General features: G+C 49.2%; 16 protein-coding genes. 3 read left to right on the top strand and 13 right to left on the bottom strand.

The annotated features are described in order from the left end of the window. The first annotated feature begins 4 nt into the window (after positions 1-4). Both D3F01_RS10335 and D3F01_RS10330 read left to right on the top strand, forming a co-directional pair. The gene (locus tag D3F01_RS10335) at positions 5-283 is read left to right on the top strand and encodes a hypothetical protein (protein ID WP_242888492.1); all 279 of its coding nucleotides are present in this window, start codon (positions 5-7) and stop codon (positions 281-283) included. 55 nt (positions 284-338) lie between these two features. After that, positions 339-1,721 (top strand): relaxase/mobilization nuclease domain-containing protein, encoded by a 1,383-nt coding sequence (locus D3F01_RS10330; protein WP_223390011.1) that lies wholly within the window; start codon positions 339-341, stop codon positions 1,719-1,721. 52 nt (positions 1,722-1,773) lie between these two features. Here the strand turns inward: D3F01_RS10330 and D3F01_RS10325 are convergent, their stop codons facing one another. The 13 genes from D3F01_RS10325 to D3F01_RS10265 all read right to left on the bottom strand — a co-directional run bounded on the left by D3F01_RS10325 (position 1,774) and on the right by D3F01_RS10265 (position 16,502). Next, a complete protein-coding gene (locus D3F01_RS10325) occupies positions 1,774-1,968 on the bottom strand; it encodes a DUF3873 family protein (RefSeq protein ID WP_117529620.1) in 195 nt (64 codons plus the stop codon). 304 nt (positions 1,969-2,272) lie between these two features. Beyond that, positions 2,273-5,569 carry a lectin-like protein gene (locus tag D3F01_RS10320; RefSeq protein ID WP_223389471.1) on the bottom strand — a complete coding sequence of 1,099 codons (3,297 nt, stop codon included), beginning with the start codon at positions 5,567-5,569 and terminating at the stop codon, positions 2,273-2,275. A 103-nt stretch (positions 5,570-5,672) separates the two neighbouring features. Continuing rightward, positions 5,673-5,996, bottom strand: coding sequence for a hypothetical protein (locus D3F01_RS10315; RefSeq protein WP_015565637.1), 324 nt, complete (start codon positions 5,994-5,996; stop codon positions 5,673-5,675). A gap of 76 nt (positions 5,997-6,072) precedes the next feature. Continuing rightward, positions 6,073-6,954 carry a protein phosphatase 2C domain-containing protein gene (locus D3F01_RS10310; protein WP_015565638.1) on the bottom strand — a complete coding sequence of 294 codons (882 nt, stop codon included), beginning with the start codon at positions 6,952-6,954 and terminating at the stop codon, positions 6,073-6,075. Continuing rightward, positions 6,954-8,435 (bottom strand): protein kinase, encoded by a 1,482-nt coding sequence (locus D3F01_RS10305; RefSeq protein ID WP_117529623.1) that lies wholly within the window; start codon positions 8,433-8,435, stop codon positions 6,954-6,956. The genes D3F01_RS10310 and D3F01_RS10305 overlap by 1 nt, the downstream gene beginning before the upstream one ends. A 34-nt stretch (positions 8,436-8,469) precedes the next feature. Further along, positions 8,470-9,543, bottom strand: coding sequence for an FHA domain-containing protein (locus D3F01_RS10300; protein WP_242888490.1), 1,074 nt, complete (start codon positions 9,541-9,543; stop codon positions 8,470-8,472). An 18-nt stretch (positions 9,544-9,561) separates the two neighbouring features. Further along, positions 9,562-10,437, bottom strand: coding sequence for a PP2C family serine/threonine-protein phosphatase (locus tag D3F01_RS10295; protein WP_223389467.1), 876 nt, complete (start codon positions 10,435-10,437; stop codon positions 9,562-9,564). 18 nt (positions 10,438-10,455) lie between these two features. Continuing rightward, on the bottom strand, positions 10,456-10,593 hold the full coding sequence (locus tag D3F01_RS10290) for a hypothetical protein (RefSeq protein ID WP_015565642.1): 138 nt from the start codon (positions 10,591-10,593) through the stop codon (positions 10,456-10,458). A 14-nt stretch (positions 10,594-10,607) separates the two neighbouring features. Further along, a complete protein-coding gene (locus D3F01_RS10285) occupies positions 10,608-12,767 on the bottom strand; it encodes a serine/threonine-protein kinase (protein ID WP_223389455.1) in 2,160 nt (719 codons plus the stop codon). 21 nt (positions 12,768-12,788) lie between these two features. After that, entirely contained in the window at positions 12,789-13,811 is a 1,023-nt protein-coding gene (locus tag D3F01_RS10280) for a tetratricopeptide repeat protein (protein WP_242888488.1), read from the bottom strand. Continuing rightward, on the bottom strand, positions 13,801-14,643 hold the full coding sequence (locus tag D3F01_RS10275; RefSeq protein ID WP_242888486.1) for a DUF4234 domain-containing protein: 843 nt from the start codon (positions 14,641-14,643) through the stop codon (positions 13,801-13,803). The genes D3F01_RS10280 and D3F01_RS10275 overlap by 11 nt, the downstream gene beginning before the upstream one ends. A 10-nt stretch (positions 14,644-14,653) precedes the next feature. Next, the gene (locus tag D3F01_RS10270; protein WP_207698579.1) at positions 14,654-15,904 is read right to left on the bottom strand and encodes a DUF975 family protein; all 1,251 of its coding nucleotides are present in this window, start codon (positions 15,902-15,904) and stop codon (positions 14,654-14,656) included. Positions 15,905-15,926: 22 nt separating this feature from the next. Beyond that, positions 15,927-16,502 carry an FHA domain-containing protein gene (locus D3F01_RS10265; RefSeq protein WP_015565647.1) on the bottom strand — a complete coding sequence of 192 codons (576 nt, stop codon included), beginning with the start codon at positions 16,500-16,502 and terminating at the stop codon, positions 15,927-15,929. Between the two features lie 330 nt (positions 16,503-16,832). On the opposite strand from D3F01_RS10265, the gene D3F01_RS10260 reads away from it, so the two are divergent. After that, on the top strand, positions 16,833-17,969 hold the full coding sequence (locus tag D3F01_RS10260; RefSeq protein ID WP_181969038.1) for a site-specific integrase: 1,137 nt from the start codon (positions 16,833-16,835) through the stop codon (positions 17,967-17,969). The last annotated feature ends 135 nt before the right edge of the window (positions 17,970-18,104 follow it).

Genomic DNA, 18,104 nt, shown 5'->3' with positions numbered 1-18,104 from the left:
TGATATGAGGTTTTTATTCAAGATGATGCTTGCCCCGATCTCTCTGTTCGTGGCTTTTCTGGCTCTGATGGCAAAGTGGCTGCTTACTCTGTCCAGCTATGTTGTCGCGCCGTTGATGCTGTATATCTTTGGCTGCGGCATCTACACCGTCTACCGCCAGACTTGGGATCAATTTCTGATTCTGCTGGTTGCCGAATTTCTCTGCTTTGTCCCTTTTGTCGGCGCAACTGCAATGGTGGAGGGCGTTGAGAAATTCAGCGGTTGGCTCCGGGACCTGATTTGATTTTGAATCTTCTTGCCGCCTTCGGGCGGCTTTTTCATTTAGGAGGTGATCTGCTCTGGCTGCTACTCGTCTGATCGCACTGCATCAGCACAAAGGAAAATCTATTGCCGCCTGCCTGAAAGACCGCACCAACTATGCACAGAATCCTGACAAGACTGAAAAAGGCGAACTTGTCAGCAGCTATCAATGCAGCCCGCTTACTGTGGACGAGGAGTTCATGCTCACAAAAAAGCTGTACGAGCAGGCCACCGGGCGCAGCCAAAAAAGTAACATTATCGCCTATCAGATACGGCAATCTTTCCGGCCTGGTGAAATTACGGCTGAAGAAGCAAACCGCATCGGTTATGAGTTGGCCTCCCGGTTTCTGAAAGGCAAACACGCTTTTATCGTTGCAACGCATACCGATCGGGAACACATCCACAATCACATTATCTATAACTCGACCACTCTGGACGGCACAAGAAAATTCCGGGATTTTTTCTTTTCCGGTCTGGCAGTGCAGCGGTTGAGCGACCTGATTTGTCTGGAGCATCAGCTGTCAGTCATTGAAAAGAAGCCTTACCGGGAACGGCAGAAGCGCATCACTTACCCCCCAAAGGAAAGCAACCGCGACCGGCTGTGCAGTGTAATCGACGAGATTTTGCAGCAGAAGCCCACCGACTACGAAGATTTTCTGCAAAAACTGGAACAGCAGGGCTATGAAATCAAACGCGGCAAATACACTTCCGTTAAAGGCGCACGGCAGAAACGCTTTATCCGGTTCAAGACACTGGGTGCCGGGTACAGCGAGGATGAAATCAAAGCAGTCATTGCCGGAAAAGCCGAACACCGCCCACATCAGAAGCAACCTCCCAAAGAGCAGCCGTTCCAGTTGCTGGTTGACATTCAAGCAAAACTTGCCGAGGGCAAGGGCGGTGGATACGAGCGTTGGGCGAAGAAGCATAACCTGAAAGAGATGTCCAAAACGCTGATTTTTTTGCAGGAGCAGAAAATCGGCAGTGCGGATGAGCTGAAAGAGCGTGCTGATGCTGCACTTTCTCGCTATCACAAACTGGGCGATTCCATCAAGGCCGCCGAGAAGCGTATGGCAGAAATCGCCGTCCTCCGGGCGCACATCGTCAACTATGCCAAGACCCGGCCTGTATACGATGCTTACCGTAAATCCGGGTACTGCTCCAAATTTTTGGAAGCGCACCGGGAAGAAGTCACGCTGCATAAGACGGCGAAAGCCGCTTTCAATGAATCCGGCCTGAAAAAGCTGCCCAAAGTGAAAGACCTGAATGCAGAGTATTCGGCTTTGCTCACCAAGAAAAAAGCACTCTACCCAGAGTACCGAAAGGCGCGGGATGAGATGCAGGACATCGTAAAAGCGCAGAAGAATGTGGAACTGTTCTTTGCGGAGGAAAAGGACAGCAAAGAAAAAGAGCAAATCCGATAAGCCAAGACCGCCGAGAGCCTGACCTTTTATGGTCGGTTCTCGGCGGTCTTTTTTAGTTTATATAGCAGCGATCTTGTGTTACGAGCCAGTCCTCGCACAACCGCTGGGCTTCATCCATGGTTTTGCAAGTGCAATTGAACAGTCTGCCGTGCAGCGAACAGTAAGTATACCGAACTTTCGGTACGCCGTTTTCGTCCTGAAATTTCGTGTAGCGTTCCTCACCGGGCATCAGGTAAAGCTGTTCCATCTCTGCATCCGTCCTCTCTTTTTCGTGTGTCAGGCACACAACGCATTCATTTTACCACGGATGCCATGACTGCGCCATTGACGCTTACACCAAAAAGCATTCGGAATTTTCAGGGAGAGTGTGCATTGACACGCAATAGAAGCGTTCCGCAGGAATGCGCAGCCTGCATCCACCGGATGCAGAACATAAGGGGTTTGGGCACAGCCCAACAAGCATTTTGAATTTGATTTTTAGAAATCGGATTCAAAAATCGTGCCGTGGTACCACGGCGCACTGCTTGCAGAAGCTTTGAAGAAAAAGAGTATCAGACGGGAGTATAGATATAAATGTTGCGTCCCATCTCTCCCGTTTCAACATCGAAGCTTCCCGATGCCACTAGTTTTCCGTTATGAGTTATCTCAACATAAATATCCCAAAGGCCAGCAGCCTCCCAATATGCTTTCGGCGATTGACGAATCTCTACATTAAGGTCATCCGGAACTCCCAAATCTTTTGCAATGATTCGCAGTTGCTGATCTGTAAAGCTATCTCCCTGAGATATTTTATCTGTGGGGTCGTCCCATTCGCAGATGTAGGCGCATCCGGCATCAATTATTCCATCTGCATCGTTCCATGTTCCATCTTGAAACTTTTCATAGAACATTGCATAGTGCTCAATACCATCCTGATTGCTCGGCTCACCAGAATGCCAGTTTGTATAAGATGTGCTGGTTCCATTGACCCATTTCCAGTTTCCTTCAGAGCTTTCATCGCTGAATCCAAAGTAGGCATTCTCATACCCTTTCGCTTTCATTGCGCTGTAGAGAAGGAAATTTTCCGTTGACGATTCAATGACCGCTAGATGACCTCCTTTCCACTCGCAGCGTTTCTCTGCCTGCTGCCATGTGATTGGGCCAGACTCCCATTCCGATTCGGGCAATGTATAGAACTCATAAAGGTGTCCTGTGTAACCTTCGACCTGTGTTTCCTCGGCTGCATCGGATGCTTCCCATTCACAAATGTAGCCGCTCTGTTCATATGTATTGCTGTTTGCCAAGTCGTTCCACTTTACCGGCCACACAGCCACACAACTCTCGTCTGCCACAACATTGCTGGAGTTGTTCGGCTCTCCATCGCCCCAGTTCTGATATTCCCATGGTTCACCTGTCACCCAGCACCACTGACCGGCAGAATTTTTATAGCCGCCGATCCAAAGCTTACTGTTCTGAGTATTCAGACTTTCAATCAGTTTCTGTTCCTCTGGCGAGGTAATGGTCACAAGATGGCCGCCTTTTGCTTCGCAGGCAGCTTTTGCCTGTTCCCACGTGAGGGTATCATAAAAAATACCATAAGAGTGTTGCTTCGGCTCCTGTGAAATATCGACCTCTAACACATTGGCATTTTCGAATCCCGGATAAAAAGGATACCCCTTTAACCCATTGTTTTCTACAACTCTCAGGTACTCTACTTCTTCCTGATTTCTTCCATTTGGGTCGGTTAATCTAAATTCGTAAATTCCCGGTGTTAGATTGATTTGAAATGCCTCTGCTTCTCGAATAGTGTAATCATACGCTACAATTTTCTGCACATTTTCATCGTACTCCCGTGGTAATATATCCGTATCCAACTGAGCAATATGCAAATCATAATTATCACATAATGTTCCATCCCATGCATAGACATAAAGTTTAGCCTGACCATCAATCGATACCACACTATTCTCGTTTTCGTCAAGAAATAAAGAATTTGGAATACCTGCTTTGATGCCCATAGCCCAATCCACCGTTGCAACCTGCCTTGCTGTCAGCATTCCTGTCTGGCACATAGAGTAAGCAGTATAGACAAGCACATTACGGAATTCACTGAAGCTGATATCAGACTTTGAAATCCCATATAGTGATTTGTAAAAAAGCTGTGCCAAATCATAGGTAGAAAGAGGTTCATACTTTGTTTCGTCCACAGACGGCTGCGTCATAAGGTACGCTGCGTGAGAAATTACTGTGCAATTAGAATGCACTCCCCCATGATCAGAAAACTGTGCTTCGGGATCATAATTTTGTGACTTGCGCCAGTTTTCATCCTTGTATTTCGTCGGATAAGGTAGTCCATCCCCCTGAAGTACGCTGGATGGGTCAGCCAGATTCCGCTCAAGCTCACCCACAGTCCCAAAAATCCATGAAATATCTCCGTCAAGCCACTTCAAACTGGTTTCAAGTGGGATATCCCAATGCCTGAGAATATCCGGATATAATCTTTTAGGAGAGTCATTATACCAATCTTCAATTATTTCTCCCATAATATCCGAAATCGCCTCCATCAAGGCACCAGATTCTCCTTCATATGTCATCCGGCTGATGGATTGCTCAACTGCATGTGTGACTTCGTGTCCTAAAGTATCTATTGTCGGCGAGCAGGTTGCTCCAACAGAAATTCGCGTGAAAATCTTGCTTCTCCCATAACCTGCTGAGGCATTATTCGAATCCTTACCTCCTCTATGATCATTTGCAACGATTGCCACTGCCTTATTGTCATCGCCAAAGGCATCATATCCAAGCACGTCACGATAAAAATTGCTGACGGCCAGCAATTTTGCAAGTGCTACGATGGGTGTTCCCATGCCATCCGTCAAAGAGGCAATATCAATCGGCAAAAGTTCCGTTGCAGGCATACCACCCAATGCCTCTGTAGAGATTGAAATTCCGCCTTTCCCGATTTTTTTATAACGCTCACCGTTCTGGGCAGTCAATACGACTTGCCTCCAGCTTCCGCTCGTTGTATATTTTTGATTATTCAGTGAAACCCATTCGTCATCATCATCCCCATCATATATTGCTGTCGTTCCATCATCAAAAATTATTCTAAAATCCACCTCAATATCCCGATTCTCAGCATTATACAAGTACACATTTGTAAAGCGATTGCTGCTGGATTCATTATCTGTCAATTCATTCGAAAAGGTCTTTAGAGCCCTTCCATCTACAGCTGATAAAAACACTGACTCCCACGAATTGTTTTGATGAACCGATATTTTCCATGCCAATTCAGGATTTGTTTTGTCCAGTGAAAATATCACCAAATTGTTTACATAGATATCCGCTTCTCCCGGATATAACCCTGCAACTATTTTTTCAGCGTCATTTTGGGTAATTTTAGCTTCAACGGAAAGATTTTCAATCGGATAAAATCCGGAAGTCAAAAGTGCAGCTTCACTGTCTGCGTCAGCCGATACGGTAACTTTTCTGCCATACACCGGTATTCCCCGGTACACCTGCGGAAAGCTGTAATATGTATCTCCCAATACTGTGCTGCAATCCGCAGTCCCAAGCTCATCCTCTACTGAAACAATTCCAAGAGTATCCGCCACATCATTGATTGCGTCTCTTGCAGTGGAAGGATCTGTGATCTTTCGCTCCGTAAAATGGGACGGCAGAACAATTCCTGTTCCATTCACCGCAGAGACTTCTTGAACAGTTTCAGTAGGCTTAGACGACAAATTGCTGAAAATCAAAAAAGCCAAAATCGTTCCCAGAAACAGTACAAGAATGCCAAGCAGGGCAAAGAGCCATACCAAGTTGTTCTTACGGCGTTTTCTGTGCATATGGTCCGCAGTAGATTTTTTCATAATGATATTCCTTTGCTTGAGTTACCGAAATTTGCGATGCAATAAAAAAACTGGAAGAATGCCATAAGTTAAAGCTCTGCGATACTTCGCAGAAGCCTAGAATTTACAGATAGAATGCAGCGAACAGATCGCCGATTCCATAGAAGAAGTCACCGAGACTGGTAAAGCCCCAGTTGCTGCCACCAGACATTGTGTGGGTATAACCATCGGAGTAAGTATATACACCGTTTTTCTTGGAAACGACAGCACCATGGGACTGCTCAAGCGTTTTGGATTCGCTTTCCCATTTATCGTAGTAGGTGCTACGGAACATACGTCCGAAAGCATAGCAGACCTGAGAAATGATACCGCCGCCCTCAACACAAGACATTTCACTTTCGTTCAGTGCCATATAATTAGCGGGCATCTGAAGTTTGCTGTTTGCCATAAAGCAACACTCCTTTTATTTTGTGCCTTCTTCCAGTTTTTTTATTGCACCCCTTTCTTTCTATAATTTTCCGATCTCAGCCTTTATATCTTGCCAATAGAACCGACGTATTATCGTGCCCTCCGGGAACAGCAAGTGCCGTTTTGACCATCTGTTCCGCCGCCTGTTTCAGATTTCCCGTCACGGCCAAAATTCTGCACATAGTGCTGTCCGGCAGATAGCGGTACAGCCCGTCCGTGCATTGAATGAGCACATCTCCCTTCCGAAGCTGGAACGGCATCCGGTTTCCGCTGATCAATGTCAGCTCCGAAATCCCAAGATAGCTTGTCAGAGCAGCACGCTGCGGATGATGCAGTGCCTCATCCTGTGTTATGCTGCCCTCCAGTGCCATTTGGTCAAGCTGGGCACCAAAATTGTGATCGATGTTCAACTGCTCTAGCGTACCATCTCTATACAGGTAAATATGGCTGTCTCCTATACTGCACCAGAACAGCTTCCCGTTACGGAGAAACACTGTCGTCAGAGTCGTCCCCGCTTCGATTTTCTGGTTGGCCGGGTCCCGGAGATTCTTGACTTCCTCGTTCAGTCGTAGTGCTGCGCGTCCCATCTCCGTAGGAATATCTTCCGCCTGAGCGTGTTCCAGCAGGTATCTCGTTACCCCATGCGCCGCCAAAGCGCTGGCACGTTCGCCCCCGGTAAGCCCGCCCATACCGTCACACACAGCGCAGACTGTGCAGAAATCCCCAAAATCAAAGCATATCGAATCCTGCTGGCTTTTCCGGGTTCCAATCGACGTATAGCTGGCGATCTCCGCCTGACTCGTCTCATAGGCGTCGGCACACATCGTTTTTTCTCCTTCGTCTTTTACGGGTATCAGAAGAGTCTGTGTGATATCATCCATCGCTTCGGGAATGGTATTGGCTTCCTCGCCTGCCTTTTTTCGCTTGAACAGGGACATCACGTTTCAATCACCACCTTGAATGTGTACTCGGGCGACACGACACAAAAAATATCGCCATCTTTCAGTGTATACGATTTTTCTTTTTCCATTGGCTTTCCGTCCGCCAGATAGGTGCCATATTTGGACAGGTCCCTGACGATAAATTCCCGCTTGGGCTCGTTGTAAAACACCTCGCAGTGATTCCGGCTGATCTGGTTATCCGCTGGCATCATCACGTCGCTCGTCGCCAGACGCCCGACCTTCACCGTGCGATTCGGCTCGATTATCCACCGCCGTCTGGAAATGTGACCACCCGATTTCCGCATCGTCAGCTCCAGATATGCCAGCCTGCGTTTTTTCGGATGGAAGAATGCGGCCAGGCCCTTCGGCTCTGGCATATTCTGCTCCTCAACCTGACACATCTTCTCCGAGTCGTCGGAAGTCTCGACATGAATTTCAGCCTGCTTCGATGCCTTTGATTTCGGCATCAGTGCCCCCAGATCGATGTCGTAGTCCTCCGGCCGGACGACCTGTTCCAGTGCATCCAGAAAATCAAGCATCCTGCGATAACGGTCGTGGTAGTCGAACGCCAACGCCTTGTCAATCACGTCCGACAGCTGCCGGGAGACAGCGGGACACAGCTCGTGCAACGGGGGATAGGAGGCTCCTTTCGCACGGCTCAGTGCGTCCAGCATCTTGCGCCCTGACACGATAAAGTAGAAAGTTGCGGCCAGTGCGTAAATGTCCGTCCACGGTCCCTGACACGGTTTCTGCGTATACTGCTCGTAAGGGGCGTAGTTCGGCTTCAGGTAAATTTTTCTTTCTTTACTATCGCTCCCCTGACGGAACGAGCGTGCCGCGCCGAAATCGATGAGCTTTATTTCACCGTCCTGTGTGATAAGGATATTTTCCGGGCTGATATCCCCGTGGATCATGCCGAAACGATGGACTTCTGCCAGTGAACTTCCGAGCAGGAACAGCATCTGGAGTGCCATCTTGAGCGTCTGCTTCGGATTATGATTTTTTCGGAACACCCGCAGATTGCAACCCTCAATCAGCTCCATTGCAAAATATGCCGTCCCGTTTTCTTCAAAAAAATCCCGAATGTCAACGACAGAGATATTTTCTCGAAGCTCCTGAAGGGCGCATGCTTCTTCAATGAACTGCTGCTTTCCCTCTTCATACTCAGGCCGGTTTTCTTCATCTGCCAGGATGAGGGCACCATCTGGTGTCCTCCCCTGAAGCAGACCGGACGGGAAGTACTCTTTGATGCAGCAGCGTAGGCCGCTCTGCATATTCTCAGCAAGATACGTAATTCCGAAACCGCCCTGTCCCAAGCTCTTGCCCAACAGGTATTTTTCTTTCAGAATGGTGAACGGTGCCAGATAGTCTTTCACTGCAGAAGATTCTTCTGCATGATACCCGCAGTTCCGACACTCCCCATGCTCCATCGCTTCCTGAAAGCAAACGGGACAAAGCTTTTCTTCCAGACCCGCCATCTTTTATCTCACCCCGTCCTAATACTTTCCCGGCTCAGATTTTGAACTGGAAGATTTCGTTTCCGAGCGTGATATACATACCATTCGCCAGCGTCACTGTATTGCTGCCCAGAATTTTCTCGTCGCCCACGAACGTGCCATTTTTGGAGCCAAGGTCCTGAATGGTGCAGACACCATTACGGCAGCTAATCTTCGCATGGGCACGGCTGATGATCGGGTTGGAGACGATGATGTTTGCCTGAGAACCCTTGCCGATCACAACCTCTGTGTTATTGTAGATTGCAAAACTCCGGTTCGTGTTCATCTGGATCAAAGAGGCCACGACTGTCATCGAGTTGTCCGTTGCCGGCACGGTTGTGGCATTGCCGTCATCGACCAGATTCGTCTCGGCATCCCGACTCGGATCGTTGCTGTTCCAGTCGTCCACGAACGCTTCCTCGTCTTCATGCACCGCATAGCTAACGATCACGGAAGCCACGGACATGATTGCGGTCAGTACGAGGAGCACAATCAGAATCATAGTCAGTGCAGGGGCAACACGGCTGGTTATCGAAGTGTCCGTCGGATCGATGGAAAATTTACCCGCAAACACAAAGAAGTACACTGCCAGCAACTCGATGATGCCAATCAGGTTCGCCGCCAGTGCGCACCAGCTTATCGTGAACACACTGGCAACAGCCGCTGCGACGACCAGCACGAAGAACAGTACCAACAGTGCCACGCAAATTTTAGAGATATCATCCGGGGCATCACTCATGGTTTCAAGATTTACCAGCCTTGCCTTCTGCAAATCGGGACTGACAAGATAGGAAAATACACTCGTACTGCCTTTTTCAACGAATTCATCGATCTTATCGGAGGTAGTGCCCGCACCGAACTGAAAATTCAGCTTTGCTTCTTCTTTCATCTGTTTAAGCTCAGAAGTCATGGTTGCAGGGATATCCTTAAAGGTCCCCTTTTCCGTTTTCATCTGGTATCTCAGCTGATATCCCGGCACAAAAAGTGCCACAAGCAAAATCACCGTTGCAATCCACGAAAGAACCGCTCCAATTTTTTTGCCCTTGGGGGCATCCGCAAAGAATGTTGCAAATTTTCTGTTGTCCTCCATAATAATGTCTCCTTTGTTTTACAATATTTTATCCGCCGGAGTAGAGTGTTCCAGCAAGATATCCTTTATTACCTTTTTCCCCGCAGTCTGCGTAGCCTTTTTCCATAATGGGAAAAGACCTTTTTTCTCTCTGACCGCGCTGATAAGGATGCCTGTGATATTGTCCGTCTCTTTTCGTTTCATGCAGAGCTGTGCTGTTTCTTCCAGAGCCTCATGTAACTTTTTCTCCCTGGAAGAATACCTGCAGCTCTTTTTTATTTCAGCCTCTGTCACCTTGCGGCGAAACCCGTCGCAGCAGATCAGAAACGTCCGGTGCGGCAGAACCTCACCGGAAAGATAATCCGGTTTCACGTCTTTGCCCGCTCCCACGCACTGAAGCAGGAGGCTTTGTCTCGAATCTTTCCGGGCCTGTTCCGGTGTCAGTTTTCCTTCGGTAAGTTCACGCTGGACGATGGTATGATCTGTCGTAAGTTGCGTGAGGGTATCCGAAATGATATATGTCCGGCAATCTCCGACATGGCAGATGTAATACCGACCTTTCATAAAAAGAACAGCTTCCACTGTCGTTCCGCTGCGGAATCCGGCCTTTTCGGAGTAGTCTTTCAACCGGATATGAAGCGATTGGATAAGATTGTCCCAGTCATCGAACAGCTCCGTCTCCGGTTCTTCCTGTTCATATAGTTCCTCGACACGCTCATCGAACCAGTCCCGGAAGGCTGTCACGACCGCTGCGCTGCTCCGCTCGCCCATTTTCAGTCCACCTACGCCGTCGCAGATCACTGCGAGGACAGCTTCATCGTCCTGAGTCTGACCTCGTTGCACCAGAAGGAGAGAATCCTGATTCGTTTCCTTCTGTATTCCGATATCGGAATAATATGCGGCACAATATTTCATGTTCCTTTTCCTGCTTTCTCAGCGGTATTCGTGTTCGATTTCAAGAAGAACCATTTTCTTCTTTTTGTGCAGCAGAACGCTCCCGACCACGGCCAATAAAACAGCAACCAGCACCAGACAGATACCACACACCACCATGATTTGTCCAACCGTCATTTTCTCCACCTCTTTTACTGCCAGTTGTTCCGTGCCATGCGGTCCAGCTCATCCATCTGCGGGTCATACACGCCGGATGCCTGCTCTGCACGATAGAGTTCAGCAGCCGTTTCGTAATATCCCAGCGTTTTCGTGTAGGATGCTCCGTTCTGCAAATCAAGTTCGCCCTGAACAAAGGCGAGCCATTTATACACCCGGTAGTCCTTGGGGTAATCGTTTTTCAGTGCCTGAAGCATCTCCATCGCTTTGGAGAAATCATGTAGCTGATATTGCAACATTGCGATATTCAGCCGGACTTCCAGCGTGGTGTTTCCGTTTTTCTCCAGCTGCTGATAGGTTCGCAAGGCATCTTTTTGATAGCCGGGATTCCCGGTCGCTTCCGCCTGACGAATATATGCGGACGCCAGCTGTCCGGCCAGCGCGTTGTAATATCCATCGGGGAGCTGTTCAATGCCCTGATTCAGGAGATTGATTTCCTCCGAAAGCATGGAGTCTCCGATATCCTCACAGATCGATGCTGCCAGACGGTACGCGCGTGCAAGCTGGTCGTTGCCGTCCGCCGAGCCGATTGCCTTACGGGCGGCATCCAGCGCATCCGGCAGGTCTCCCTGTTTTCTCAGAAGCTCGCTTTGAACGACCTGATAGGCACCGCTTTGTTCGGCGTCAGGGACAGCTTTCGCCATCTCTGCAAGGACCTCATCCGCGCCAGAATAATCGCCCAGCTGAATCAGGGCGGTCACCTCACCCTGATAATAGCTCAGGATATCAGGAGAGTATCCTATCGCTTTCTGGTACATCGTCGCAGCCGATTCATAGCTTTCCAGCTCGTAGTAGGCCTCCGCTGCCACGTTGTACAGGTTTGCCACGCTCTGTCTGCTGTAATATTTCAGCTCACGCGACTGCGTCGTTTCCACTGCATCGATGCACTCCTGATACTTTCCCTGCCGATAGAGAAGGACTGCCTGTTCCACATATGCTTCCAACTGGTCATCGTAAATCGCGATAGCCTGCTGCAGGTCCTGCTCCGCCTCATCAAAGCGCATTTCATCGGCGGCCGTCCGGCCTTTCCGCACGAGGGCGTCATAAGCGGCGTACCGTTCCACGCCGATTCGCTGTACGCCAAACAGGATAGCCAAAGTTCCTGATACCGCAAGGACAAGAGAGACCGCCGCCACAACTCGTTGAGAATGAACCACCTTTTTATAGCGTCCGTCAATTGCATGGATATCCTGCAGCGCCCGGAGCATTTCCTGTGCGTCGCAGAAGCGTTCTTCCTGCCTTTTCTTCATCGCTCTGGCGATGATGAGCAAAAAGCTACGGCTGAATTTGAGTTTATAGCTCGTGATGGGCCGAACATCCTTCAGCGAATGGCCGGGCTGCTGCCCGGTGATTGCATAGTATAGAGTCGCACCGATGCCATAAACGTCCGTCCTCTTGCTGATAGTGCCATAACCACCCGCATTGGTTGCTTGCGCCGCCGTGACAGAATTGCTCACACCTCTGCCGGACGGGCCCTTGTTGGATCTGACATTCTGATAGGCGAACGCATCTTTGTATCCTCGCAGCGGCATGGTTTCTTCAAGCGGAACCGTCTCGATCGTATCGGGCGATGCTCCCGGACGGGTATACTGTTCCGGTGCCGCATAGCCCGGCGTTGCGCCAATTGCCAGTACGCCTTTTGAAAAAACAAGTGATGTGTTGAAATCGATGACGCAGATATCTTCGTTGGGCGTTATCATAATATTGCTGGGCTTGATATCACAATGCAGAATCGGAGGTACCTGCGAGTGCAGATAGGCGATTACCTCACAGAGCTGGCAGGCCCACCGGTATGCAAGCTTCTGACTGACCGGGCCGTGCGTTTTGACGTAGTTTTGCATGTTCTCGCCCGGTATCATGTCCATGATAGTATAGACATAGCCGCTCGGGCTTTCAATCACGTCATAGATTCTCGGAAGATACTTGTGCTTCAACGTTTTGAGGATATTGGCCTCCGCGCGCTCGTCCATCCGTCCCTTGAACTTCTGTTTTACACGCTTGATGACGACATCAACATCCAGACTGTCTTTGTGCGCGCGGTACAGTGTGCCCATCCCGCCCTCGCCAAGAGGTCGGATCGAACTGTAGCCGCTTCCAAGATCCGCCGCCCATTGACTGGTTTCGTTATAATTCATGCACATTCCTCCACACGACTTTTAAGACGGAAATTCGTCTTTCAGACTATCAAACTCCGATTGAATCTGCGACCAGTCAAAATCATCGCTTTCGCCGCTGTCCTGCGACGGGTCATAGGTAGGCGCCGTCACTGTCCCGGACGATTTGGTTCCCTGTCCGCTTCCCGCGCTGCCGAGGCCCTTTCGGAGAGCCTCCTGAGCCATCGAATTTGCGATGCCGGCCGCTTCGCCGGTGAGTCCGCTTTTTTCCACGACCTTGCTTGCTGCGCTGTCCGCTGCTTTCTCGGCCACCTTTTGGGTGACCGTCTTAGCGTTGTCTTTCGCATCAACCTTGACACTTACAGATGCCGATTGCCCCGATTCATCCTTCAGGAAATCATTAATCTGTACCGTCAGCGTGCAGGTTCCATCCGAGTTCGTTTTGATCTTGGTATCGATGGTGTTGAAATCGACGCCATTTGTTTCCGCATTCTGGAGCAGTTTCTCAATGCCGATTTCATCGTCTAGTGCCGCATAGTGTGCTCCCAGCAGGGCATAGGGGTCGGCATTCTGCGGGTCTGCCGCAATCCACGCCTCGCCCACGTCTTTTGCAAAGACCGAATTCAAGTCATTCCAAAAGTGTTCCGAAAGCATCTGGAAGGGAACGTTTCCACCACCGCTTTCAAAGACCAGCTTTGCATCATCCAGAAATCCTGGAAGAAAGTCCGCCTCGTCATCAAACACTTCCTGCGCCTGTTCAAAGACCTTGTTTGCCTCATCGGCTTTTCCCTGTGCTGCATAAGCGGCATACAGGCCCGCATAGGCTTCCTTGTTCGTCGGGTCGTGCTGGATGATATCGATATACTGCAAGATTGCGTTATCATAATCCAGCGAGGTCAAGTAGTTCGTTCCAAGATTCAAGACCTTGGCTAGCGAAAAGACCTCTGCCGTCTCCGAATCTGAATCGGTGGATAATGTTGCCATCGAGCTTCTCGGACTGCATCCTGCCAGTACTATTGCAGCCACTGCCACCAGTGCTGCAACGATGATTTTTTTACTCTTCATTGTCTGCTCCTAAAGCCGGACTCCTATCATCTTCGTCCGCCGCTTCTATCAGCTGAAACTTATTTGCACCATCTGCCAGTGCGACAATACTTTTCCCGGACACATAAGTCGGCACATTATAAGGAATACGCACCCCATTGACGAATACCCCGTTCCGGGAATGGTCGGTAACATTAAACCCAAGATCCTTTCCATTATATTGAACCGTACAGTGAATCCGGCTGATTTTTTCGCCTCTTACGATAAGCGACACCTCCGCTGGGTTCCGACCCAGTTCCACCGATCGTCCGGGTATCAGCTCAAAGCTTCTGCCCGCCAAATTTCCGGTCAACCCAGACAGTCTCCCCCGCATACAGGGCGGGGGAGGTTTCGTGTTGGGGTTGTCGTGCACTTCCGTGCGCTTTTGCCTGCTCCGCTCATATGCCTCAGCCAGTCGGTTCGTATCCTGAATTGCTCGATACATTGCGACGAGATATCCAAGAACCGGAACCAGGATCATCCATACAAAGAAGGTTTCGCTGTCCTGCCGGACCTCCACATCGTATTCCGCCGCATTGTCACAAATGCGATCCACGATCTCCGCAAGCCACACATATTTGTACACGCCGAATGTCAGGACACTGAACAGCATCATTTTTTCGACGCCCACCGTATGTTTTCCATCCTTTTCGCACAGAATGTTGACATCCTTCGCCCACAAGTCCATGAAATAAAAATGGTAGACCGAAAACGTCACGAAAGACAGCAGCACATACAACAGTAAGCTCCGATCCTGCTTCACCTCATCTGTTCCGCGATCCTGATTCGTTCTTTTTCTGCGTCTCTCAGGCATACTGCATCACTCAGCTCAGCCGGATGATATTGTTGTTATCGCCCAATGCAAGCTCCGTTCCCCGGGTCAGCAGCACCGGAGAATTCGCAGGGAGGCGGCTTCCGTTTACGTAGGTGCCGTTGCTGGAAAAATCGGTAACACGATATTTCTGAACCTGACTGTTGAACATGACCTCACAGTGGCGGCGGCTGATCTTCTGCGCACCCTGAGAAAAAACGATCTTCGCATAGGCAGGGTCTCTGCCCAGAATGACCGGCTGGTTCGGCTCCAGCGGATAGCTCGAGCCCGCATACATACCGGCGACCCCCTCCAGAGCTGCTCCCGCAGCTCTGGAAGCAGCCGGGATATGAGAAGTCGGCTTCTTTCCACCGGTGCTGCCAATCCCCATCAATTTTTTCGGATCTACAGCAATCGTCATTCCGTTGCCGTCAGTGGACGGTTTGATGTCATCCACCATGACCGGGCGGCCCTTCATTTCTTCATAAACAAAAGCAGTTGCCATCATCTTGTACGGTGCAACATACAGGACAGAAAGAATACCGCCGGTAAGCAGACTCAGAATATTCCAGCCGAGATAGCTGAGGTCAAAGACAAACAGGTCGAATTTATGACCTTCCGTCATTACCTTGCAGCGTTCCATAACCTGTTCTGCATTCAGCTGCGGATGATCTGCCTGCACCAGAGCCATAGGCCAGAACTGATATGAACGGTAGGCCGCAACAACGAGAGCTGCAATCATGCCGATCATCACCAGCAGCATTGCCGCCAGATAACTCCGAGAAGCCGCTGCAACAACAGCCGCCAGCAACAGCGTAGCAAACTGGATCAGAACCGGGATCCACATGATCGTCAGCATCCGCACTCCTGTAACAAGGGCAAATTGCATAAAGAAATCAAATGCATCAAAGATGCAGGTGACTTTTGGTCGGATTCCATTCTTCCGCAGAGAAAGATAGTACCGGTATCGTGCCACTTCAAACGGCCCGGCAACTGCTCCACCGGCGATAGCACCGACGAGCGTTGCAATCGGAGTAATCAGCACATAGGCAATGATGATTCCCGCCAGACCAAACAGCTTGAACGGTGCCGACACAACCGCCGACACGACCCCAATGCCGCCTGCGATCATCGCACCCAGCAGGACACTTGTGATTGCCGCAATCACCCGATACAGAATCTCCATGCCGACCATTCCGGACAGATTTCCGTTTTCATTCAGAACACGTTTTGCCTTTTCTTTATTTCCAGCCCGATTTATCACAACGATTCCCCCTTATTTCGTTTTACCAGTGGAATTTTTCGCTGCACAAGGGAACAAACATCAGTTTCGTGTCGCCGATGCTGAGCTGGTCCATGGCCTTCAGCTCAATTGGGTTGAGCACAAGCTTATCGTTCACATAGAACAGCTCTTTAGAGCTGCCCGGCTGCGCAAGATACACATTACTACGCGGATCATACACAACAATCGCATGAGAGCTGCGGGAAACCGTGTTGTCGCCAAGGATGCAGACATCCATCTCCGAAGAACGACCCACAAAATTGCGGCCCTGATGCAGACGATAGTCGGTTCCCTTATTCACACCTTCCGTGCAGACGAGCCAACCAACAACTGGTGCCGACTTTTCTGTAGCACCGTCCAACATATCTGCAGTTACAGGGAGCGTGCGGTCATCGTCATCGGGGATTGCAGTGCTCAGAGGTTCAGTCGCTACGCTGGGACCCGGCTGAGACACCGGGACGTCCAAAGGAACCGTCGTCTGATCCGGCCCAACGTTCACACCTTCCATGCCGCAGAAGGGGCAGCTGCTGAACCGGGAAGCATCGTAGTGGTGGCCGTTGGGGCATTTCATCAAATTCATAATAAAGTCCTCCTCAAGTAAAAAGTTTGTTATATTCTCAGCAGACGAATTTCTGCCGTAGAATCAAAAGTTCCCTTTACACCCGAATCTATACGGTGTACAACAATGCACAGGTGAGTTGTTGGGATTATTTTCTGTCGCAGAGTAGCCCACTCTGCGACAGGATGATTCAATTGAATTTTACCGCCGATTACACGGATGGTCAAGAGAAAGCAATCTGAAATTCTGAAAAAAGAAAATAATGTCGTACTTACTCGACAATTTCAACAAATTCGATACAATCCGATTGTATGCTCCGTCAAATAAGCCGTCAACGAAAGGAAGGTTTTTGTGTCAAGAAAAGGATTGAACATTTATAAAAGGAAGGATGGCCGCTGGGAAGCACGCTACATAAAGTCGCGAAATGCGCTGGGAAAGCCCAAATATGGTTATCTGTATGCTTCCTCCTACCGCGAAGTGCGATGTGATCTACAGCACACGCTCCAGCTCCAAGGTAAACCATCCGGAAGCGAGGAAAGAACCAGAAACAGTACATTTGAACTTGTTTCCATGGAGTGGCTTGACGCCTTTTCCATTAACTTCAAGGAATCCACCTACATTCGTTATCGGACGCTAATCGAATGCTATCTCATGCCATCATTCCAGACAGTAAAAATCGAGAAGATCACAAAAGAAATGGTAAGGAAGCTTTGCAAACACCTTGAACTGCACGGAAAAAAGGATAAAACCGGTCTTTCTCCCAAGACAATCTCGGATGTGCTCTCTGTTCTGCGTCGCATTCTGAATTATGCAGGAACACTCGGTATATTCGTAGATTCGAAGGTTCTTGATATCAGGGTCAAGCAGACGCAAAAGTCGTTGCCCATTTTAAGCCTCCCAGAGCAGATGATTTTGCAGCAATATCTAGAGGAACATCCCGATGCTCTGAATCTGGGGATTCTTCTTTGTCTACTGACAGGAATACGTATCGGGGAGCTGTGTGCGTTGACGTGGGAAAAGATCTCGATTTCGGAAAGGAATATCTATATCTGTCAGACGATGCAACGTATCCAGAATCGGGTACCTGGGAGCAAAAAAACACATATCGAGATTGCGTCTCCCAAAAGCAGCTCCGCTAATCGGAATATCCCAATCTCAAATTTGCTGTTCGGTTTTCTGGAGCGCTATTCCCTGAGTCACACCGGATTCTTTTTGAGCGGTTCTCCTTCGAAGTTTATCGAACCGCGGTGCATTCAGCGAAGATTTCACAAGATTTTGGATGCCTGTGGATTGGAAAAAAGGAATTTTCATGTTTTAAGGCACACTTTTGCCACACGCTGTGTGGAAGCAAAAATCGACATCAAAACTCTGAGTGAGATTTTAGGACACTCATCTGTTACCATCACAATGAATCGATATGTTCATCCTTCGTTGGAGCTGAAGCGGGAAACGATGGAACAGCTGGCAGATTTTATTTCCGTCAAATAAGCCGTCAATCCGAATTGCCAAACGAATTACCGTTGTTTTTTCGCCATTATCGCAGAGTGGGCTACTCTGCGACAGGAAACATAAACCATGAATGTAAAAATTCATGGTTTTTATTTTTTCCATTTTCTTTTAGTC

The sequence above is a fragment of the Faecalibacterium sp. BCRC 81149 genome (genome assembly GCF_022750605.1).
Taxonomy (GTDB): Bacteria; Bacillota; Clostridia; order Oscillospirales; family Ruminococcaceae; genus Faecalibacterium; species Faecalibacterium duncaniae.
This window is presented reverse-complemented; position numbering and strand designations above follow the sequence as displayed.